The organism is Streptomyces sp. NPDC090445, from assembly GCF_044769385.1.
In the GTDB taxonomy this organism is placed as follows: Bacteria; Actinomycetota; Actinomycetes; order Streptomycetales; family Streptomycetaceae; genus Streptomyces.
In genome coordinates, this window is sequence record NZ_JBIVXV010000002.1 from 561,334 (window position 1) to 581,169 (window position 19,836).

The 19,836-nt window shown below is 73.9% G+C and carries 19 protein-coding genes; 3 read left to right on the plus strand and 16 right to left on the minus strand.

Translation table 11 applies throughout. The features are described 5' to 3' along the window. The first annotated feature begins 3 nt into the window (after positions 1-3). Both ACIQUT_RS07285 and ACIQUT_RS07290 read left to right on the plus strand, forming a co-directional pair. Complete coding sequence (locus tag ACIQUT_RS07285; RefSeq protein WP_403560339.1) at positions 4-807, plus strand: GNAT family N-acetyltransferase; 804 nt, start codon at positions 4-6, stop codon at positions 805-807. A 206-nt stretch (positions 808-1,013) separates the two neighbouring features. Further along, the gene (locus tag ACIQUT_RS07290) at positions 1,014-1,721 is read left to right on the plus strand and encodes a class I SAM-dependent methyltransferase (RefSeq protein ID WP_403560341.1); all 708 of its coding nucleotides are present in this window, start codon (positions 1,014-1,016) and stop codon (positions 1,719-1,721) included. 58 nt (positions 1,722-1,779) lie between these two features. Here ACIQUT_RS07290 and era read toward each other — a convergent pair whose 3' ends face one another. From era to ACIQUT_RS07305, 3 genes are all read right to left on the minus strand, one after another. Beyond that, positions 1,780-2,730: a GTPase Era gene (gene era / locus ACIQUT_RS07295; protein WP_403560342.1), complete on the minus strand. Its 951-nt coding sequence runs from the start codon at positions 2,728-2,730 to the stop codon at positions 1,780-1,782. 81 nt (positions 2,731-2,811) lie between these two features. Next, entirely contained in the window at positions 2,812-4,239 is a 1,428-nt protein-coding gene (locus tag ACIQUT_RS07300) for a beta-xylosidase (RefSeq protein WP_403560344.1), read from the minus strand. Between the two features lie 183 nt (positions 4,240-4,422). Continuing rightward, positions 4,423-5,424, minus strand: a complete 1,002-nt coding sequence (locus tag ACIQUT_RS07305; protein ID WP_403560346.1) for a GlxA family transcriptional regulator — start codon at positions 5,422-5,424, stop codon at positions 4,423-4,425. 98 nt (positions 5,425-5,522) lie between these two features. Between ACIQUT_RS07305 and ACIQUT_RS07310 the strand changes: the two genes are divergently transcribed. Next, positions 5,523-6,857, plus strand: a complete 1,335-nt coding sequence (locus ACIQUT_RS07310; RefSeq protein WP_403560631.1) for an MFS transporter — start codon at positions 5,523-5,525, stop codon at positions 6,855-6,857. Positions 6,858-7,009: 152 nt separating this feature from the next. Here the strand turns inward: ACIQUT_RS07310 and ACIQUT_RS07315 are convergent, their stop codons facing one another. The 13 genes from ACIQUT_RS07315 to hrcA all read right to left on the minus strand — a co-directional run bounded on the left by ACIQUT_RS07315 (position 7,010) and on the right by hrcA (position 19,737). Further along, positions 7,010-7,297: a hypothetical protein gene (locus ACIQUT_RS07315; protein ID WP_403560348.1), complete on the minus strand. Its 288-nt coding sequence runs from the start codon at positions 7,295-7,297 to the stop codon at positions 7,010-7,012. A gap of 150 nt (positions 7,298-7,447) precedes the next feature. Further along, entirely contained in the window at positions 7,448-7,804 is a 357-nt protein-coding gene (locus tag ACIQUT_RS07320) for a cytidine deaminase (protein ID WP_385683710.1), read from the minus strand. A 310-nt stretch (positions 7,805-8,114) separates the two neighbouring features. Then, positions 8,115-8,477 carry an MmcQ/YjbR family DNA-binding protein gene (locus tag ACIQUT_RS07325; protein WP_403560350.1) on the minus strand — a complete coding sequence of 121 codons (363 nt, stop codon included), beginning with the start codon at positions 8,475-8,477 and terminating at the stop codon, positions 8,115-8,117. After that, a complete protein-coding gene (locus tag ACIQUT_RS07330) occupies positions 8,474-9,784 on the minus strand; it encodes a hemolysin family protein (RefSeq protein WP_403560352.1) in 1,311 nt (436 codons plus the stop codon). Before ACIQUT_RS07330 ends, ACIQUT_RS07325 begins: the two co-directional genes overlap by 4 nt. After that, entirely contained in the window at positions 9,781-10,278 is a 498-nt protein-coding gene (ybeY, locus tag ACIQUT_RS07335; RefSeq protein ID WP_403560354.1) for an rRNA maturation RNase YbeY, read from the minus strand. The genes ACIQUT_RS07330 and ybeY overlap by 4 nt, the downstream gene beginning before the upstream one ends. Before the next feature lie 13 nt (positions 10,279-10,291). After that, on the minus strand, positions 10,292-12,430 hold the full coding sequence (locus ACIQUT_RS07340) for a PhoH family protein (protein WP_403560633.1): 2,139 nt from the start codon (positions 12,428-12,430) through the stop codon (positions 10,292-10,294). Positions 12,431-12,949: 519 nt separating this feature from the next. Further along, positions 12,950-14,047, minus strand: coding sequence for a PfkB family carbohydrate kinase (locus ACIQUT_RS07345; protein WP_403560356.1), 1,098 nt, complete (start codon positions 14,045-14,047; stop codon positions 12,950-12,952). Positions 14,048-14,221: 174 nt separating this feature from the next. Beyond that, complete coding sequence (locus ACIQUT_RS07350; protein WP_403560358.1) at positions 14,222-15,133, minus strand: ribonuclease Z; 912 nt, start codon at positions 15,131-15,133, stop codon at positions 14,222-14,224. A gap of 4 nt (positions 15,134-15,137) precedes the next feature. Next, on the minus strand, positions 15,138-15,497 hold the full coding sequence (locus tag ACIQUT_RS07355; RefSeq protein ID WP_403560359.1) for a histidine triad nucleotide-binding protein: 360 nt from the start codon (positions 15,495-15,497) through the stop codon (positions 15,138-15,140). Between the two features lie 101 nt (positions 15,498-15,598). Beyond that, on the minus strand, positions 15,599-16,345 hold the full coding sequence (locus ACIQUT_RS07360) for a 16S rRNA (uracil(1498)-N(3))-methyltransferase (protein ID WP_403560361.1): 747 nt from the start codon (positions 16,343-16,345) through the stop codon (positions 15,599-15,601). After that, on the minus strand, positions 16,342-17,433 hold the full coding sequence (locus ACIQUT_RS07365) for a nitronate monooxygenase (RefSeq protein ID WP_403560363.1): 1,092 nt from the start codon (positions 17,431-17,433) through the stop codon (positions 16,342-16,344). The genes ACIQUT_RS07360 and ACIQUT_RS07365 overlap by 4 nt, the downstream gene beginning before the upstream one ends. A 147-nt stretch (positions 17,434-17,580) precedes the next feature. Further along, complete coding sequence (dnaJ, locus tag ACIQUT_RS07370; protein WP_403560365.1) at positions 17,581-18,720, minus strand: molecular chaperone DnaJ; 1,140 nt, start codon at positions 18,718-18,720, stop codon at positions 17,581-17,583. Next, positions 18,721-19,737 (minus strand): heat-inducible transcriptional repressor HrcA, encoded by a 1,017-nt coding sequence (gene hrcA / locus ACIQUT_RS07375; protein WP_403560367.1) that lies wholly within the window; start codon positions 19,735-19,737, stop codon positions 18,721-18,723. Positions 19,738-19,836: the final 99 nt, after the last annotated feature.

Genomic DNA, 19,836 nt, shown 5'->3' on the forward strand with positions numbered 1-19,836 from the left:
CGGATGACACCGACACTCCTGTCCCGGTTGGAGCAGTACTACGACACCGTGCCGCGGGTCGGGGGCGCGCGGGCCGAGGACTTCGGCCCGCTGACCCTCTTCGTCCGGGAGGGTGCGGGCTGGCCGTACTACGCGCGGCCCGCGCTCGGCAGTACGGGCGCCGGCACCGCCGACGTGGAGCGCGTCCTGGCCCGGCAGCGGCAACTCGGCGTCCCGCAGGCCTTCGAATGGGTGGCCGAAACCAGCCCCTGGCTGCGGGCCCCCGTGGAGGCGGCGGGGCTGCGGGTGCACGCGCATCCGCTGATGGTGCTGGAGCCGTCCGCACCGCGGCAGCCCGCGCACCCGGAGGTCCGGCTCCTCGGCGCGGACGACGAGCTGCTGACGGCGGCCGTGACGGTACCGCGGCTGGCCTTCGCGGACGCGGGGACGGCGGTGGGCGCCACGGGCCCGGCCGAGCTGGCCGTGGCCATGGCCGACCCGGACGCCGCGGCCCACCGCAGCGCCGTGGCCGAACGGCTGGCGTCGGGCCGGACCGCCCTGGCGGCGGCGGTGCGCGACGGCGTGGTCCTCGCCGCGGGCCAGTACAACCCGGTCGGCGACGTCGCCGAGGTGGCCGGGGTCGGCACCCTGCCGTCGGCACGCCGCCAGGGCCTGGCGCTCGCGGTCACCGCGGCGCTGGTCGCGGACGCCCTCACGCGGGGCGCCCGTACGGTCTTCCTGTCGGCCGGGGACGAGGCCGTGGCCCGCATCTACGCCCGGGTGGGCTTCCGCACGGTGGCCACGGCCCTGATCGCGGAACCCGCCTGAGCGCTCCGCTGGAACTCCGGTCGGGAAACTGCGGGCCGGCGGGGGCCGGTCGCGCAGTTCCCCGCGCCCCTTACGGGGCGCGGCTCGGCGGCGGGTTGCCGAAACGGCAAAGGTCCTTGGCCCGGCGGCGGCGGACGGCGCAGCATCGGGCACATCCGGAACCCGCGGACCCGCGGAGCCGCAGACCCGCAGAGGAAGGGACCCCGATGCCCGAGCACGCCCACACCCCCACGCACGCCCACGACCACGACCACTCCCACCGGCACGGCGGGGCCGCCCCGTCCGAGCCGCCGGCCGGGGACCAGGCTTTCTGGGACTCCCGCTACCGCGAGAGCGACCGCATCTGGAGCGGCAACCCCAATGAGGCCCTCGTCCGCGAGGCCGCCGGCCTCGCCCCCGGCCGCGCCCTCGACCTCGGCTGCGGCGAGGGAGCCGACGCCGTGTGGCTGGCCCGCCGGGGCTGGCAGGTCACCGGGACCGACATCTCGGAGGTGGCGCTGGAACGGGCCGCCGCGCACGCCGCCGAGGCGGGCGTCGCCGACCGCATCGCCCTCCGGCGGCACGACCTCACCGAGTCCTTCCCCACCGGGGAGTTCGACCTCGTCTCGGCCTGCTTCCTGCACAACTACGGCGACTTCCCCCGCGCCCGGGTCCTGCGGACCGCCGCTGCGGCCGTGGCCCCCGGCGGGATCCTGCTGGTCGTCGGCCACGGCGGCTGGGCGACCTGGCAGGAGGACGAGGTGCGCCCGGAGATCGACTTCCCGACCCCCGGCGAGGTCCTCGACCAGCTGGAGCTGCCCGAGGACGCCTGGGAGGTCCTGCGCGCGGAGGAGTACGTACGGGAGCAGAACAGCCCCGACGGCCGGGCCGGGACCCGGGCCGACAACACGGTGAAGGTGCGCCGGCTCCCGTAGTCCCGTCCTGTGGGCCGCCCGGGGCCCTGGCTGGAAGCCGAGGCGCCCGGGGCCCCGGCTAGAAGCCGAGCTTGCGGAGCTGCTTGGGGTCGCGCTGCCAGTCCTTGGCGACCTTCACGTGCAGGTCAAGGAAGACCGGGGTGCCGAGCAGCGCCTCGATGTGCTTGCGCGACTTCATCCCGACCTCCTTCAGGCGGGAGCCCTTGGGGCCGATGATGATGCCCTTCTGGCTGGGCCGCTCGATGTAGACGTTGGCGTGGATGTCGAGCAGCGGCCGGTCCGCCGGGCGGTTCTCCCGGGGGATCATCTCCTCGACCACGACGGCGATGGAGTGCGGGAGCTCGTCGCGGACGCCCTCCAGGGCGGCCTCCCGGATCAGCTCCGCGACCATCACCATCTCGGGCTCGTCGGTGAGGTCGCCCTCCGGGTACAGCGGCGGGCTCTCGGGCAGCATCGGCGTGATCAGGTCGGCCAGCAGCTGGACCTGGTTGTCGCCGACGGCGGAGACGGGGACGATCTCGGCCCACTCGATGCCGAGCTCGTCGCCGAGCTGCTGGATCGCGATGAGCTGCTCGGCCAGGGCCTTGGACTCGACCAGGTCGGTCTTGGTGACGATGGCGACCTTGGGGGTCTTCTTGATCCCCGCGAGTTCCTTCGCGATGAACCGGTCGCCGGGGCCGAGCTTCTGGTCGGCGGGCAGGCAGAAGCCGATGACGTCGACCTCGGCCCAGGTGGTCCGCACGACGTCGTTCAGCCGCTCGCCGAGCAAGGTGCGCGGCTTGTGCAGGCCGGGGGTGTCGACCAGGACCAGCTGGGCGTCGGGGCGGTGCACGATGCCGCGGACGGTGTGGCGGGTGGTCTGCGGCCGGTTCGAGGTGATCGCGACCTTGGTGCCCACGAGTGCGTTGGTCAGGGTCGACTTCCCCGCGTTGGGGCGGCCGACGAAGCAGGCGAAGCCCGCACGGTGCGGGCTGTGGGACTCGGGGGAACGATCGCTCATACGGGCCATTCTCCCCGATGCCGCCCGGGGCGCCGACCAGGCCACCGACCGGGCGGCCCGGCGGGCCGCCGGGGCGGGCCGGCGAACGCGTCACGACAGGGTGAGGGTGAGGACTGCCCGGTACGCCCCCGGCGGGGTGTATGGCGGGAGATGGAGGGAGACCTCCGCGTCCACCGTGAAGCCGGCCGCGCCCCCGGCCGGCGGCGCGCCGGCTCCGGAGGCCAGGACCGCACCCTGCGGGCCGACCGGGCCGGGGCTGCCGGGCGTGCAGCGGCCCACGGTGCTGCCCGGGGCAACCTGGGCGGGTGGTGTGGGCGGGGCGGGCGCGGCGGGCAGGGCCGGTGGGGCTGGTGGGGCTGGTGTGCAGGACGGGGCCCAGGTCAGCGATGCCCCGGGGACGCGGATCCCGCCCGGGCCGGTGAGCTCCGTGATCCTGCCGGTCAGGGTCCACCCCGCCGCCCCGCCGCGGGTGTCCGTGACCGTGACCGTCCCGATCCGGCCGGGGGCCGCGCCGCCCGCCCCGTACCCGACCGCGCCCAGCGTGATCGCCGCGCCCGCCTGGGCCATGGACAGCCCGCCGGGCGGCTCCGGCGCGGGCGCGGGGACGGGAGCCGGTTCGAGCACCGTGTACGCCGCCGGGCGGGAGCCCTCCTCCGGCGTCCACGCCGGGCCCTCGTACGCCACCACCGCCGTGGTCGCCCGGTCCGCGACCGGCAGCTCGGCGGCCAGCCGGCCCCACGCGTCCGCCGCGGCCGCCGCCCGGTCCGCGGTCTCGGCGGCGCCCGCCCGGCCGGCCACGGTCACGGGGGCGCCCGGGGTGAAGCCGACGCCGGTGACCCTGACCCGGCCGCCGGGGGCGCCCTCTGCCGCGGCGAGCGAGACCGACCGCAGGTTGAGGCGGGGCAGCGGGGGCACGGTGAGCCGTGCGGAAACCGGCGCCGACGGCCCGGCGGGGGTGCAGTGGGTGCCGGTGGGCAGGGTGTAGCCGCCCGGGGTGAGGGTGATCTCGCCGGGCGCGGTGACCGTGAACGTCCCCGTCATGGCGGCGTCGGACGCGACCGGAACCACGCCCCCGACCTCGCCGGGATCCGTATTCGGAGGCCCTGCGTGCGCACCCGGAGGCCCTGCGTCCTCCGCGGGCCGCACGGCCGTGACGGCGACCTCCCCGGCCTGTGCGCCGCCCAGCAGGACGCGCCCGGCCGGGGCGGGCGCGCCGACGGGGGCTGCCGCACCGGTCGGGTCCACGGCTGGGGTCTTGGCCACCCGGTAGGTCACGGTGACCGTGTCGCCGATCCGCGGCGCCGGCCGGTCGACGGTGATCCGGGCCGCGGTGGTCCCGTCGGCGGGCAGGAGCCCGGTCTCCGGCGGTGGCAGGCACCGCGTCGGGAACTCCACCTGCCCCGGCGGCGTTTCCTCCTCGGCAGCGGCGGGCGGGCTCAGCGCGCCCCCGGCGGCGGCCGCGAGCACGGCCAGGCCGATGGCCGCCGCCCGCCTCCTGCTGCCCGCCGCTGCGCGCACTGGCCGCTCCCCGGTTCCCTCGGCGCCGACCGGCCTCCGACCGGCCGCCGGCTGGGCGCCATTGACGGCCGGGCGGCGGAAGAAGTCAATGCATGCGCCCGGAACCGCCTGATGGCCCATCAGAAAATGGCAGGATGCCGCCGCCCGGCCGGTACGCACCGGCCGGCGCACCCCGGCCGCGCCTCAGTCCGCGGCGCCGCCCGGGCCGCCGTTCCCGCCCGTTGCCCGGAACGTCCGCCGGTACGCCGTCGGGCTCACCCCGAGCGCGGCCTGCACGTGCTTGCGCAGCGACTGCGCCGTCCCGAAGCCCGCCTCCCGCGCGACCTGTTCCATCGCCAGGTCCGTCTGCTCCAGCAGCTGCCGGGCCCGCTCCACGCGCTGCCCGGTGATCCACTCGCCCGGGCTGGTGCCGGCCTCCTCCCGGAACCGGCGCGTGAAGGTGCGGACCGACATGGACTCCTGCCGGGCCAGGTCGGCCAGCCGCACCGGCTCGTGCAGCCGCCCCAGCACCCAGGCCCGGGCGGCCGCGGTGCTGGCCAGCTGCGGCTGCGGCACGGGGCGTTCGACGAACTGGGCCTGGCCTCCGTCCCGGTGCGGCGGCACGACGGTCCGCCGGGCCACGTCGTTGGCGACGGCCGCACCGTGGTCCTTGCGCACGATGTGCAGGCAGAGGTCGATGCCGGCGGCGACCCCGGCGGAGGTCAGCACGTTCCCGTCGTCCGTGTACAGCACGTCCGGGTCGACCCGGACGGCCGGGAAGAGGCGCTGGAAGTGCTCGGCGTGGAACCAGTGCGTGGTGGCGGGGCGCCCGTCGAGGTACCCGGCGGCGGCCAGGAGGTAGCCGCCGGTGCAGATCGAGACGAGCCGGGTGCCGGGCCGGATGTGGGCCAGGGCCGCCGCGAGCTCCCCGGTCAGCCTGCCCTCCTCGTACACGGGCCCGAGCTCGTACGCGGCCGGTACGACGACGGTGTCGGCGGTGGCGAGCAGTTCGGGGCCGTGCTCCACGTGGACCGCGAAGTCCGCGTCCGTCCGAACCGGCCCGGGGGCCAGGCCGCAGGTCAGGATCTCGTACAGGGGCGCCCCGGCGGCGTCTCTGGCGCGGCCGAAGATCCTGTGCGGGATGCCCAGCTCGAAGGGCAGCAGTCCGGTGAGCGCGAGGACGACGACACGGTGCGGAGCGGCCATGGCCCAATCGTATCGAAGGGTGTCGGTCAGGCCACTGTTGCAGGTGGGCGCCCCGGCCGGATGCTGACGGCGTGAATCAGTCAGCTGCCCCCGCCCCGGTGCCCGGCCCCTCCCCCTCGGCCACCGCCGCACCGGACACGGCCCCCGCCCCCGCGCCCGCCCCCGCTCCCGCCGCGCCCGGCCGCGTCCACCGCGCCTGGTTCGTCGCCGCCGTCGCCTTCGTGACGATCATCGGCGCCGCCGCCTTCGCCTCCCTGCCCGGGCTGCTCATCGAGCCGCTGCACGGGGAGTTCGACTGGTCGCGGGGCACGATCGGCTTCGCCGTCTCGGTCAACCTCGCCCTCTACGGGCTCACCGCGCCCTTCGCCGCCGCCCTGATGGACCGCTTCGGCATCCGCCGCGTCGTGGCGCTGGCCCTGCTGGTCATCTCCGCCGGATCGGTCGCCACGGTGTGGATGACCGCCGCCTGGCAGCTGGTGCTGTTCTGGGGCGTGCTGGTGGGCCTGGGCAGCGGCTCGATGGCGCTGGCGTTCGCGGCCACGGTGACCAACCGCTGGTTCACCGCCCGGCGCGGCCTGGTCACCGGCGTGCTGACCGCGGCCGGGGCCTCCGGGCAGCTGGTCTTCCTGCCGCTGCTGTCCTGGCTGGTGGAGCACCACGGCTGGCGGCCCGCGGCCGTGACGGTCTCGCTGGCGGCGCTGTCCGTCGTGCCGTTCGTCTGGCTGCTGCTGCGCGACCACCCGGCGGACGTGGGCCTGGCCCCGTACGGGGGGTCGTACACGGCCAAGCCCGCGCCGGTGCCGGGCGCGGCCCGGCGGGCGGTGGCGGTGCTGCTCCGGGCGGCGCGGACCGGACCGTTCTGGCTGCTGGCGGGCACCTTCGCGATCTGCGGCGCCTCGACGAACGGCCTGGTCAAGACGCATTTCGTGCCGGCCGCACACGACCACGGGATGCCGGTGACGGCGGCCGCCGGGCTGCTGGCGGTGATCGGCGTCTTCGACGTGGTCGGCACCGTGGCGTCGGGCTGGTTCACCGACCGCTTCGAGGCGCGGCGACTGCTGGCGGTCTACTACGCCCTGCGCGGGGTGTCGCTGCTGTTCCTGCCGATGCTGCTGGCGCCGACGGTGCACCCGCCGATGCTGTTCTTCATCGTCTTCTACGGGCTGGACTGGGTCGCGACCGTCCCGCCGACGATCGCGCTGTGCCGCGAGCACTACGGGGAGGACAGTGCGATCGTCTTCGGCTGGGTGCTGGCCTCGCACCAGGTGGGCGCCGGGGCGGTGGCGTTCCTGGGCGGTGTGGCCCGGGACGTGTTCGGCTCGTACGACGTCGTCTGGTACGCGTCGGGGGCGCTGTGCGCGGCGGCCGCGCTGATGGCGATGGTCATCCGCCGCAGTCCGGCCGCGGCGCCCGTCGCTTCCGCCGCGGCCTGAGCGCTCCGCGGGAGGTGCCGCGATGGTCCGGCGACCGTCTGCGGCCCGGTGGCGGCTGATCGCGCAGTTCCCCGCGCCCCTGGCGGGGCGCCGGCCGCTCCGGTCCGTACGGGTCCGCGGTCAGCCTGCGGGCCCGTACGGGCGTGTCCGGATCAGCGCAGGCACTTGCCCGCGATGGCGGAGGACATGCCCGCGACCTGCCGGGCGACCTGGCCGGAGACCAGCGGCACGACCTCCTCCAGCTTCCGGTGCACGACCACGGGGTCGCTGGTGCGGGGGTCGCGGCCGACCTGCGTCAGCCAGGTGCGGGCCTTGGCGACCTCGGCTCGGCAGCCCGGGCCGTAACCGGCCGGGGCGGCCTGGGCCGCCGGTGCCGCGACGGCGAGGAGGCAGCCGCCGAGCAGGGCGGCGGAGACGGCAGGGCAGGCGAGGCGGCGCATGGGCGTCCTTTTTCTCCGGGGAGGGGTCCGTCCCATGCTGGGCGTCCGGCCGGGCCGCCGACAGCGCCCTGCGTGCACACCACTGTTCCCGCGGCGCACGGCTGCCGGTACGGCGGCCGTGCGCCGGGGGAAGGGGGCGACCGGGTCAGGTCAGGCGCCGGCCGGCGTGGTCGAGCGGAGCGTGCCGTCCGGGGCGGCCAGCAGGACCGGGGTGTCCGGGCCGCCGAGGTCGCGGACGGCGGCCCGGTCGGTGTCGGCCACCGCGTCGGCCGTGCCGACCACGGCCGCGGCTTCGAGGGACTCGGCACCGCTCGCCACGGCCATCGCGACCGCCGTCTGGAGCGCGCTCAGCCGGAGGGAGGGGAGCTCCACGGTCCCGGCGACGTACGTGCGGCCCGTCTCGTCCCGGACCGCCGCACCCTCGGGCACGCCGTTGCGGGCCCGGGCGCTGCGCGCCAGCGTGATGATCTTGCTGTCCTCGGGGCTGATCCCGGTGCTGTCGGTCATGGGCGAAAGCATATGGAGCGCCTCGGCGGGGCCGTACGACGGCCCCGCCGAGGCGCTCTCCCCTCCATGCCCCCGCGTGTCCCCCGCGTCACTCCCGTCTCAGGGATTGGCCTGGACCAACATAAGGGCAGGTGAAGGGAATTCCTCCTGCCGAAAGCCCCGGAAATCAGTGACGTTGGTCCCACGCCCCGGCGGCCCGCCGGACAGGACAGGACAGGGCAGGGCGGGACACGGCAGGGCAGGGCAGGGCGGGACACGGCAGGGCAAGGCGGGGGGGAGCTCACGTCGGACGGCCGGGCGGCCGCTCGGCTCAGGGCCGGTCCAGGCGCAGCCGCTCCGCCCTCGGCAGGCCCGCGACCACCAGGTCGTAGCTGTCCTCGACGAGCTCCCGGACCATCGCGTCGGGCAGGGCGCCGGGGCCGCCCACCGTCACCGTGTTCCAGTGCCGCTTGTTCATGTGCCAGCCCGGCACGATCGCCTCGTACTCGGCGCGCAGCCGCACCGCCAGCTCGGGCTCGCACTTGAGGTTCACCTTCAGCGGCTCCGCGTCGAGCGACGACAGCGCGAACACCTTCCCCAGCACCTTGAACACCGAGGTCTCGGGATTGAAGGGGAACTCCTCCACCGCCGCGTTGAAACCAAGGCACAGCTCGCGCAGTTCCGCAGGGGTCATTCCCCCTCCTCCCCCTCGCCCTCGGCCTCCGCCGGGGCCACCGGCTCCACGAGCACGGTCACGATCTTGTTCCGGCGGCCGGCCGGCGCCTCGGCCGTCAGCCGCAGCGGCCGCCCGTCGGGCAGCTCGACCAGCGCCGAGGCGCCCGCGATCGGCACCCGGCCGAGGGCCTTGGCCAGCAGGCCGCCGACCGTCTCCACGTCCTCGTCGTCGAAGGCCTCCACCTTGAACAGCTCGCCGAGGTCGGTGATGTCGAGCCGGGCCGTCACCCGGTAGCGGTCCTCCCCGAGGTCCTCGACGGGCGGGAGCTCCCGGTCGTACTCGTCGGTGATCTCACCGACGATCTCCTCCAGGATGTCCTCGATGGTGACGATGCCCGCCGTGCCGCCGTACTCGTCGATGACGACGGCGACGTGGTTGCGCACCTGCTGCATCTCGCGCAGCAGGTCGCCCGCGTTCTTGGTGTCCGGTACGAACACCGCCGGCCGCATGGCCGTGGAGACCAGGTCGGACTCCGCGTCCCGGCTGATGTGCGTCTTGCGGACCAGGTCCTTCAGGTACACGATCCCGACGATGTCGTCCTCGTTCTCCCCGGTCACCGGGATGCGCGAGAAGCCCGAGCGCAGCGCGAGCGTGGTCGCCTGGCGGATCGTCTTGTACCGCTCGATGCAGACCAGGTCGGTGCGCGGCACCATCACCTCGCGCACCAGGGTGTCGCCCAGCTCGAAGATCTGGTGCACCATCCGGCGCTCCTCGTCCTCGATCAGCGACTCCTTCTCCGCCAGGTCGACCATGGCGCGCAGCTCGGCCTCCGAGGCGAACGGGCCCTTGCGGAACCCCTTGCCGGGGGTGAGGGCGTTGCCGAGGAGGATCAGCAGCTGCGGGATGGGCCCCATGACGCGGGCGAGCGGCACCAGGACGTACGCGGCGGCCGTCGCCGTGCCGAGCGGGTGCTGGCGGCCGATGGTGCGCGGCGATACGCCGACGGCCACGAAGGAGACCAGGACCATCACGGCGATCGCGGTGAGCAGCGCCTTCCAGTTCTCGCCGAGCGCATCGAGGCAGACGTACGTGACGAGCACCCCGGCCGCCATCTCGCAGGTCACCCGGACCAGCAGGGCGACGTTGAGGTAGCGGGTGGTGTCCTGGGCGACCTGGAGCAGCTTCTCACTGCCGCGCCGGCCCTCCCGTACGGCCTGCTCGGCGCGGAAGCTGGACACCCGGGCCAGGCCCGACTCGGCGCAGGCCGCGAACCAGGCGACCACCACCAGCAGGACCGCCCCGGTGATCAGTTGCGGGGCGGTCACGAGACGGTCGGGGCCGGGGACGGGCCCGTCAGGCCGCGCTCGCCGCGCCAGCCGTCGACGATGGCCGCCTGGAGGCCGAACATCTCGGCCTTCTCGTCCGGCTCCTCGTGGTCGTAGCCCAGCAGGTGCAGCACCCCGTGGACGGTCAGGAGCTGGAGCTCCTCGTCCATGGAGTGCCGGGTCGGGGCGTCCTCGCCCTGCTTCTTCGCCACCTCGGGGCAGAGCACGATGTCACCGAGGAGCCCCTGCGGGGGCTCCTCGTCGTCCTTGGCCGGCGGACGGAGCTCGTCCATCGGGAAGGACATGACGTCGGTGGGTCCGGGCAGGTCCATCCACTGGATGTGGAGCTGCTCCATCGCGTCCTCGTCGACGACGATGACGGACAGCTCGGACAGGGGGTGGATCCGCATGCGGGTGAGCGCGTACCGGGCGATGTCGAGGATCGCCCGCTCGTCGACCTCGGTTCCGGACTCGTTGTTGACGTCGATCGACATGGTGCGCTGGGTTCTACTTCCGCTGGGTGCCGTTCCGGGCCGGCCGGGGTTCCCGGTCCGCCTGGCTGTCGTCGTACTTCTCGTACGCATCGACGATACGGCCGACCAGCTTGTGCCGGACCACATCCTCGGACGTGAGCCGCGAGAAGTGGATGTCCGGGATGCCCTCCAGGATCGACTGGACCTGGCGCAGACCGGACTTGGTGCTGCCGGGGAGGTCGACCTGGGTGACGTCACCCGTGATGACGATCTTCGAGTCGAAGCCGAGCCGGGTCAGGAACATCTTCATCTGCTCCGGACTCGTGTTCTGCGCCTCGTCGAGCACCACGAAGGCGTCATTGAGGGTGTTGTGCGTCAGCAGGTAGTCCTGGGTGACGTACAGGGAGTCCTCTGCAGCGACCTGGATGCAGACGGCCTCCTCGCGGCCCGCGGGCTCGATGGAGTCGATGAAGCGCATCGGACGCCCGCCGCCGCCTGCCGCGTGGTACGCGTCCCGCTTGCGGGAGAGGCGGAACGGCTCGATGCCCTCGGGGAGGCGGATGTCGATGATGTGTGCGTCGCGATTGAACCGGACTTCCCGGCCGTTGACCCTGCCGGGCTTGCGACCCTCAGCAGCCCGGCGGCGCGTGTACGCCACGCCTCCAAGTGACTGAACGAGCGCGATCACGTCGTCTCGGAGGAGGATCGACGCAGTCGTGAACTGAACACGGCAAGTGCGGTCTCGCTGGGTGACTGGACCACCGTCTGTATCGAGCAGCCCTTGAAGTACCGCGAGACGCACTTCAGCTGTGTTGTAGAGGTAGTCGTCTGGCACAAGCTTCGAAGACGATCTAGTGCCCAGCAGATCCATGGACCGAAGCATCGTCGTGACCGGATTCGCCACCCCGCTACCCGGGTCACCCGGCATTGGCACCCGATTCAGGAAGTAGTCGTAGCGCCCCTTGTGCCGCAGCACGACCCCTGGCAGCGCCGCTTCCAGCGCGGAAACGAGTTCCGGGTCAGCTGTGCTGAAGGAAGGCGTGATGTTTCCCGTGATACAGCCGTCGCCCAGCAGCAGACCCAGCGCGTACGGATCCATGGGTACCTCGCGCGCGGGAAAGGCAACCGGAGCGGTGAGCAGCGGCAGCTCGTACCGGCGCGCGTGTGCCGCACGGAGGCTGCCGATCATCTCCTTGGTCTCCAGGACCCGCCACGGCTTGTCGCGGCGCTTGTCCGAGGCCGTGCGGACCGTCCACAGGTGCTCGCCGCAGCACAGGGTCCAGGAGCCGTCCTGGGCGGTGACGCGGTAGATGTCCTTCTCGCCCTGCGGGTAGACGCCGAGGACGGGGGTGGGCTCGCCGTTCGACCCGACGACCAGGTCACCCACCTGGAGGTCGCCGATGGGGCGCCAGCCGTCCGGCGTCAGGACCTTCGTGAAGCGAGGTTGGGCTCTTCCCCTCATGTAGGCGAGGGGGGCGACCTCGATCGTTCCGTTGGCCATGAGCCGGGGGATCGAGTCCGGGTCGAGCATGTCGTGCAGCGCGTCGTACAGCGGGCGCAGGTACGGGTCGATCTTGTCGAAGAGCGTGCCGGGCAGGAAGCCGAGCCGCTCTCCGGCCTCGACGGCCGGGCGGGTCAGGATGATCCGGCTGACCTGCTTGGACTGCAGGGCCTGGACCGCCTTGGCCATGGCGAGGTAGGTCTTGCCGGTACCGGCGGGGCCGATGCCGAAGACGATCGTGTGTTTGTCGATCGCGTCGACGTACCGCTTCTGGTTCAGGGTCTTGGGGCGGATGGTGCGGCCGCGGCTGGAGAGGATGTTCTGCGTGAGCACCTCGGCAGGGGTCTCCTGCGGGCCGTTGCCGTTTTCGCTGGCCCTGAGCATGGCGATCGAGCGTTCCACTGCGTCCTCCGTCATCGGCTGCCCGGTGCGGAGCACGAGCATCATCTCGTCGAACAGGCGCTGTATCAGGCGGACTTCCGCCGCTTCGCCGATCGCGCTGACCTGGTTGTCCCGAACATGGATGTCGGCCTTCGGGAAGGCCTTCTCGATCACACGCAGCAGGGCGTCACCAGGGCCGAGCACCGCCACCATCGGGTGGCTCGCCGGAACGGTGAAATGGGCTCGCGCCTGTCCCTGCGCCGGGGTGTGAGATGTCGGTGTCTGAGTCATGGGCCGGCACTGTGGCCTGCACATACCTCCCGCTGAGGGGCCGCGCCGATCGACGACCTCCGGAGTACCAAGGGTACGTCGCCGCGACGGCTGCACCGAGGGGTTTTCCGCCACCCCTCCGACCCCGCGACCGGGCGGTACGGGCCAGGTGCACCGGGCGGCGCCGGCCGGGTGCACCGGGTGGTGCGGGCCGGGTGTGCCGCGTGCGGGGTCCCGGCCGCCGGGGCCGGCAGCCCGGAGTCCGAGGTCGCCCGGGCCGGGGTGCCGGGGCCGACGGAGTTTCGCGCCGCGGCCGCCCGGGCGCCGGTGCCGACCGGGCCGGCCGCCGGGGTCCAGGGCCGACCGGGCCGGGGGCGGGGCCGAGGTGCCGGGGTCCGGAGCCGCCCGGGCCGGGGCGCCGGGGTCCGGGGCTGCCCAGGCCGGGGTCCGGGGCTGCCCAGGCCGGGGATGGCCGGGGCCGCTCGGGCTGAGGGCCGGCGGCGGGGGTCTGTGCCGGGGCTGTCCGGGTTCCGGGGGGGGCTATGCGAAGTGGCGGAAGCCGATGGTGGGGACCGCGCGGCGGCGGGGGCCGCGGGACGCGTCCCGCGGGATCAGGTCGTCCAGGAAGGCGTAGCGGTCGCGCAGCCCGTCCGGGGCGGTCTGCCACCAGTGGGCCACCTCGGGCCAGCCGGGGGCCGACAGGGAGCCGCCGAACTCCTGGACGGACAGGGCCGCCGTCAGGCCCGCGAAGGCGAGCCGGTCGGCCAGCGGCCACCCGGCCAGCGTGCCGGTGACGAACCCGGCCACGTAGACGTCCCCGGCGCCGGTCGGGTCCAGCGCGTCCACCGCGATCCCCGGCACCTCGACCGTCTCGCCGGTCCCCGAGTCCACCGCGTACGAGCCCTCCGGGCCCAGCGTCACCACGGCGACCGGCACCCGGTCGGCCAGCGCCCGCGCCGCCGCTCTCGGACACTCGGTCCGCGTGTACCGCATCGCCTCCCCCGCGTTCGGCAGGAAGGCCTCGCAGTGCTCCAGGTCGGCCAGCGCGCCGAGGTCCCACCGCCCCGTCTCGTCCCACCCCACGTCCGCGAAGATCCGCGATCCGCGGCGGGCCGCCTCCCCGATCCAGCCGTCGGCCCGGCCCGGGGCCAGCGAGGCGACGGCCGCCCGCGTGCGCGGCGGGCACTGCGGGGAGGGGGCGGGGCCGGCCGGGGGCGGCGCCTCGTGGCCGTGCGAGACCATCGTGCGCTCGCCCTCGTACGCCATCGAGACGGTGACCGGGCTGTGCCAGCCGGGGATGGTCCGCGACATGGACAGGTCGATGCCCTCGCCGTGCGCCAGCGCGTCCCAGCAGTACTCGCCGTAGTGGTCGTCGCCGAAGGCCGCGGCGAGCGAGGTGCGCAGGCCGAGCCGGGCGAGGGCGGTGGCCATGTTGGCCACGCCGCCGGGGCTGGAGCCCATGCCGCGGGCCCAGGACTCCGTACCGCGCACCGGGGCGGAGTCGAGGCCGGTGAAGATGATGTCGAGGAAGACCGTTCCGGTCAGGAAGACGTCGCACCCCGGGTCCTGGGGGTCGCGCAGCGGACCGAGCGGGTCCAGGTCGGCGGTGCGGCTGCGTCGGCTGTCCCGGTTGGTCACGGTGCACTCCCCGATCGGTGCGAAGGGTCGTTTCTGCCGGCGGCCGTTCCGGCGGAAGGCCGCCAGCTCTGCCCGTCCGGGCCGGACTCAAACCCCAGTGTGGCGTACGTCACCGCCGGGCCGCTCTCCGGAGCGGCCCGGCGGTCGCGGCCACGGGGCCGGCCGGAGTCCTCGTCAGTCCTGGCGCCGCTTGGGCAGGGGCACCCGGGCGAGGTCCGCGGCGATGGTCAGCTCGCCCTCGAAGCCGGCCGCGCGCGCCTGGCGCTCGAACTCGGAGGGGTCGCCGTACCGCTGCGAGAAGTGCGTCAGCACGAGGTGGCGCACGCCGCCGTCGCGGGCGACGCGGGCCGCCTGGCCGGCGGTCAGGTGTCCGTGGTCGGCGGCCAGCTGCGCGTCCTCGTCGAGGAAGGTGGACTCGATGACCAGCATGTCGCAGCCCTCGGCGAGTTCGTCGACGCCGGGGCAGAGCCTGGTGTCCATGACGAAGGCGAAGCTCTGGCCGGGCCGGAGCTCGCTGACGTCGTCGAGGGTGACCCCGTCCAGCCGGCCTTCGCGCTGGATCCGGCCGACGTCGGGACCCTTGATGCCGCGCCGGGCGAGGAGTTCGGGGAGCATGCGGCGCCCGTCGGGCTCGGTGAGCCGGTAGCCGAAGGACTCCACCGGGTGGGACAGGCGGCGGGCCTGGAGGACGTACGAGGGCCCCTCGGCCAGTGTTCCGTCCTGCGCCACGGGTTCCTCGCGCAGCTGGACGGTCTCCCGGTAGGCGGTGGCGTACCGGAGCCGGTCGAAGAACTCCTGTCCGGAGGCCGGGTAGTGCGCGGTGACCGGGTGCGGGACCTGGTCGAGGTTGATGCGCTGGATCACCCCGGCGAGGCCGAGGCTGTGGTCGCCGTGGAAGTGGGTGATGCAGATCCGGTTGATGTCGTGCGCGGCCACTCCCGCGCGGAGCATCTGGCGCTGGGTCCCCTCGCCCGGGTCGAAGAGGATCCCCTCGCCGTCCCAGCGCAGGAGGTAGCCGTTGTGGTTGCGGTGGCGGGTGGGCACCTGGCTGGCGGTGCCCAGGACCACGAATTCGCGTACGGACACGGTGTTATCCCGGCGGCCACTGCAGGCCGCGCCCGCCGAGGAGGTGCGCGTGCGCGTGGAAGACCGTCTGGCCCGCGCCGGAACCGGTGTTGAACACGATCCGGTAGCCGTGGTCGTCGACCTTCTCCTGGGCGGCGATGGCCCCGGCCTCGCGCAGCACGTCGGCGGCGAGCTCCGGCGCGCCGGCGGCCAGCGAGGCGGCGTCGGGGTAGTGCGCCTTGGGGATGACGAGCACGTGCGTGGGTGCCTGCGGGTTGATGTCCCGGAAGGCGACGACCGTCTCGGTCTCCAGGACCACGGTCGCCGGGACATGCCCCGCGATGATCTTGCAGAACAGGCAGTCCGCCTGCGGTTCGCCGGCCATCGATGCGCCTTCCTCGAGGTGAGACCCGGGCGGTGCCGCCCGCGTCGGTGGTGATCAGCCTGGAGATCGTATCCGGCGCCGCCCCGCCCCCACCGGGGATTTCAGGACCAGCGGCCGGTCCGGGCCAGCAGGACCGCCGCCGCGGCGGTGCCCGCGGTGGAGGTGCGCAGCACCGAGGGCCCCAGGCGGAGGGGGCGGGCGCCCGCCTCCGCGAAGAGGGCCAGTTCCTCGGGCGAGACCCCGCCCTCGGGGCCGACGACGAGGACGATGGAGCCCGCGGCCGGGAGGTCGGCCGTGGCCAGGGCGCCCGAGGGGTGGTTGCGGTCCTCGTGGAGCACCGCCGCCAGGTCGGCGCCGGCGAGCAGGGCCGCGACCTGCTTGGTGGTCATGGCCTCGGCCACCTCGGGGAAGCGGACCCGGCGGGACTGCTTGCCCGCCTCGCGCGCGGTGTTGCGCCACTTGGCCAGCGATTTGGCGCCGCGGTCGCCGCGCCACTGGGTGATGCAGCGGGAGGCCTGCCAGGGGACGATCGCGTCCACGCCGGTCTCGGTCATGGTCTCGACGGCCAGCTCGCCGCGGTCGCCCTTGGGCAGGGCCTGGACCACGGTGATCCGCACGGCCGGTTCGGGCTCCTCCCGGACGGTGTGGAGGTCCGTGACGACCAGCCGGTCCTTGCCCTCGGCGGCCTTGACGACGCCTTCGGTCCAGCGGCCGGCCCCGTCGGTGAGGACCACGTCCTCGCCGGGGTTGAGGCGCTTCACGGAGACCGCGTGCCGGCCTTCCGGGCCGTCCAGCACGAACTCCGGCCCCGCGGGGACCTCTTCGACCACGAACACGGGGGCGGTCATGACGTACTCCTCTGCTGCATGTCGTTCAACGTGCTCTGTGCCTCGGCGAGTTCCGCCGCCAGCACCTCCACCAGCTCCCCCGCCGGCATGGCGCGGGCCAGCCGGTGTCCCTGCCCGGCCCACAGGGCCATGCCCTGCGGGTCGCCGGCCGCGGCGGCGGCCTTGCGCAGCCCGGCGGTCATGTGGTGGATCTGCGGGTAGGCGGCCGGGGCGTAGGGGCCGTGCTCCCGCATGAAGCGGTTCACCAGGCCGCGGGCCGGGCGCCCGGAGAACGCCCTGGTGAGCTCGGTATGCGGGAACAGGGGGTCCGTCAGCGCCTTCTTGTGCAGCGGGTGCGCCCCGGACTCGGGGCAGGCGAGGAACGCCGTGCCGAGCTGGGCCGCCTCGGCGCCGGCCGCCAGCAGTGCGGCGATCTGCGAGCCGCGCATCAGTCCGCCCGCCGCGATGATCGGGAGGCCCACGGCCTCGCGCACCTGCGCCACGAGCGCGAGCAGGCCGACCCCGGCGGTGGCGTCGGCCTGCGGGTCGTCGCGGTGCGTGCCCTGGTGGCCGCCCGCCTCGACGCCCTGGACGCAGACGGCGTCGGCGCCCGCGGTCTGGGCGGTGCGGGCCTCGTCGACGGAGGTGACGGTGACGACGCTGTACGTGCCCGCCTTGCGCAGGGAGGCGATGGCGGCGGGCGTGGGGCAGCCGAAGGTGAACGACACGACCGGGACCGGGTCCTCCAGGAGGATCGCCAGTTTGGCGTCGTAGCCGTCGTCGCTGGTCCCGAGGGTGTCCTCCTCGGCGATCGAGACGTCGTACCAGGTGGCCTCACCGGCGAGTTGGCCGCGGTAGGCCTCGACGGCGGCGTGGTCGACGGGGCCGGTCTGCGGCATGAAGAGGTTCACGCCGAACGGGCGCCGGGTGAGCGCGCGCAGCCGTTTGATCTCCTGGTACATGCCGTCGGCGGTCTTGTAGCCGCCGGCCAGGAAGCCCAGGGCGCCCGCCTCGCACACGGCGGCGGCGAGCGGCGGACAGGAGGCCCCGCCCGCCATGGGAGCCTGCACGACCGGGTACCGCTGGAGACCGCTCAGTGCCAAGGACATGCCCTGCATCGTGCCACGTCCCGCGCACGGCGCCGAATCACCGCGGACGCCCCGCCCGGGCCGGTTTCCCGCGGCAAGCGGCGGGCCCGGCCCGGGGTTTCCCCGGACCGGGCCCGTACGCGGTGGGCGCGGTGTTCCGCGGGCCGCTCAGCGGCCGTTGAACGCGTCCTTCAGGCGGCTGAAGAGGCCCTGCTGGCCCGGCGCGAACTGGCCCATCGGCCGCTCCTCGCCGCGCAGCTTGGCGAGCTGGCGCAGCAGCTCCTCCTGCTGGGCGTCCAGCTTGCCGGGGGTCTGGACCTCGACGTGGACGATCAGGTCGCCGCGGCCGCCGCCGCGCAGGTGGGTCACGCCGCGGCCGTGCAGCGGGATCGACTGGCCGGACTGGGTGCCGGGCCGGATGTCGACCTCCTCCATGCCGTCGAGCGTCTCCAGCGGGCACTTGGTGCCGAGGGCCGCCGCCGTCATGGGGATGGTCACCGTGCAGTGCAGGTCGTCGCCGCGCCGCTGGAAGATCGGGTGCGGGAGCTCGTGGATCTCCACGTACAGGTCGCCGGCGGGGCCGCCGCCGGGGCCGACCTCGCCTTCGCCCGCGAGCTGGATCCGGGTGCCGTTCTCGACACCGGCCGGGATCTTGACGGTGAGGCTGCGGCGGGAGCGGACCCGGCCGTCGCCCGCGCACTCGGGGCACGGGGTCGGGACGACGGTGCCGAAGCCCTGGCACTGGGGGCAGGGGCGCGAGGTCATGACCTGGCCCAGGAAGGACCGGGTGACCTGCGACACCTCACCGCGGCCGCGGCACATGTCGCACGTCTGTGCCGAGGTGCCGGGCGCGGCACCTTCACCGGAGCAGGTGGTGCAGACCACGGCGGTGTCGACCTGGATGTCCTTGGTCGTGCCGAAGGCGGCCTCGTCCAGCTCCAGGTCGAGGCGGATCATGGCGTCCTGGCCGCGGCGGGTCCGCGAGCGCGGGCCGCGCTGCGCCGCCTGGCCGAAGAAGGCGTCCATGATGTCGGAGAAGTTGCCGAAGCCGCCCGCTCCGAAGCCGCCGGCGCCACCGCCGCCGCCCGCGGAGGACAGCGGGTCGCCGCCGAGGTCGTAGACCTGCTTCTTCTGCGGGTCCGAGAGCACCTCGTACGCCGCGTTGATCTCCTTGAAGCGCTCCTGCGTCTTCGGGTCCGGATTCACGTCCGGGTGGAGTTCGCGCGCGAGGCGGCGGAAGGCCTTCTTGATCTCGTCCTGCGATGCGTCGCGGCGTACGCCGAGTACGGCGTAATAGTCCGTGGCCACTTACGACTCCGCCAGGATCTGTCCGACGTAACGTGCCACTGCGCGTACCGCTCCCATCGTTCCGGGGTAGTCCATGCGGGTCGGTCCGACCACGCCGAGCTTGGCGACAGTTTCGCCGCCCGAACCGTAACCGACCGACACGACGGACGTGGAGTTCAGTCCCTCGTAGGCATTCTCATGCCCGATTCGTACAGCCATGCCCGATTCACTGGCCTCGCCGAGGAGCTTGAGGAGCACGACCTGCTCCTCCAGCGCCTCCAGCACCGGCCTGATCGTCAGGGGGAAATCGTGCCCGGAGCGCGTCAGATTGGCGGTGCCGCCGATCATCAGCCGCTCCTCCGCCTCCTCCGCCAGCGTCTCCAGCAGTGTCTGCAGCACGGTCGCGACCGTGGTCCGGTCGTCGGGCTCGAAGGCCTCCGGGAGGTCCTGCACGAGCCTCGGCACGTCGGTGAACCGGCGGCCGACCACCCTGCTGTTGAGCCGCGCCCGCAGATCGGCGAGCGAGGTCTCGGAGAACGGCGCCTGGCAGTCGACGAGCCGCTGCTCGACCCGGCCCGTGTCGGTGATCAGCACGAGCATCAGGCGTGCGGGCGCCAGCGCGAGCAGTTCGACGTGGCGGACCGTGGAGCGGGTCAGCGAGGGATACTGCACGATCGCGACCTGCCGGGTCAGCGTCGAGAGCAGCCGCACCGTCCGGCCGATGACGTCGTCGAGGTCGACGGCGCCGTCCAGGAAGTTCTGGATGGCCCGGCGCTCCGGCGTCGAGAGCGGCTTGACGTCCGCCAGCTTGTCGACGAAGAGGCGGTAGCCCTTGTCCGTGGGGATCCGGCCGGCGCTGGTGTGCGGCTGGGCGATGTAGCCCTCGTCCTCCAGGACGGCCATGTCGTTGCGCACGGTGGCGGGCGAGACACCGAGCTTGTGGCGCTCGGTCAGCGCCTTGGAGCCGACCGGCTCCTCCGTCCCGACGTAGTCCTGGACGATGGCGCGGAGCACCTCGAGTCTGCGTTCGCTGAGCATCGCGCACACCTCCAGCTGTGATGCGGGTCGTCGTGGTCCACTGCTTCTGGCACTCGGCTCGTCGGAGTGCCAGCGATCCCCCGGCCAGTGTACGGCCGG

Bases quoted from the DNA above. Each gene is read 5' to 3' on its own strand.
- ACIQUT_RS07290 (WP_403560341.1), top strand. From the start codon at position 1,014: ATGCCCGAGCACGCCCACACCCCCACGCACGCCCACGACCACGACCAC.
- ACIQUT_RS07340 (WP_403560633.1), bottom strand. From the start codon at position 12,430: ATGACTCAGACACCGACATCTCACACCCCGGCGCAGGGACAGGCGCGA.
- hrcA (WP_403560367.1), bottom strand. From the start codon at position 19,737: ATGCTCAGCGAACGCAGACTCGAGGTGCTCCGCGCCATCGTCCAGGAC.
- ACIQUT_RS07325 (WP_403560350.1), bottom strand. From the start codon at position 8,477: ATGACCCCTGCGGAACTGCGCGAGCTGTGCCTTGGTTTCAACGCGGCG.
- ACIQUT_RS07320 (WP_385683710.1), bottom strand. From the start codon at position 7,804: ATGACCGACAGCACCGGGATCAGCCCCGAGGACAGCAAGATCATCACG.
- era (WP_403560342.1), bottom strand. From the start codon at position 2,730: ATGGCCCGTATGAGCGATCGTTCCCCCGAGTCCCACAGCCCGCACCGT.
- ACIQUT_RS07360 (WP_403560361.1), bottom strand. From the start codon at position 16,345: ATGACCGCCCCCGTGTTCGTGGTCGAAGAGGTCCCCGCGGGGCCGGAG.
- ACIQUT_RS07305 (WP_403560346.1), bottom strand. From the start codon at position 5,424: ATGGCCGCTCCGCACCGTGTCGTCGTCCTCGCGCTCACCGGACTGCTG.
- ACIQUT_RS07365 (WP_403560363.1), bottom strand. From the start codon at position 17,433: ATGTCCTTGGCACTGAGCGGTCTCCAGCGGTACCCGGTCGTGCAGGCT.
- ACIQUT_RS07355 (WP_403560359.1), bottom strand. From the start codon at position 15,497: ATGGCCGGCGAACCGCAGGCGGACTGCCTGTTCTGCAAGATCATCGCG.
- ybeY (WP_403560354.1), bottom strand. From the start codon at position 10,278: ATGTCGATCGACGTCAACAACGAGTCCGGAACCGAGGTCGACGAGCGG.
- ACIQUT_RS07315 (WP_403560348.1), bottom strand. From the start codon at position 7,297: ATGCGCCGCCTCGCCTGCCCTGCCGTCTCCGCCGCCCTGCTCGGCGGC.
- ACIQUT_RS07285 (WP_403560339.1), top strand. From the start codon at position 4: ATGACACCGACACTCCTGTCCCGGTTGGAGCAGTACTACGACACCGTG.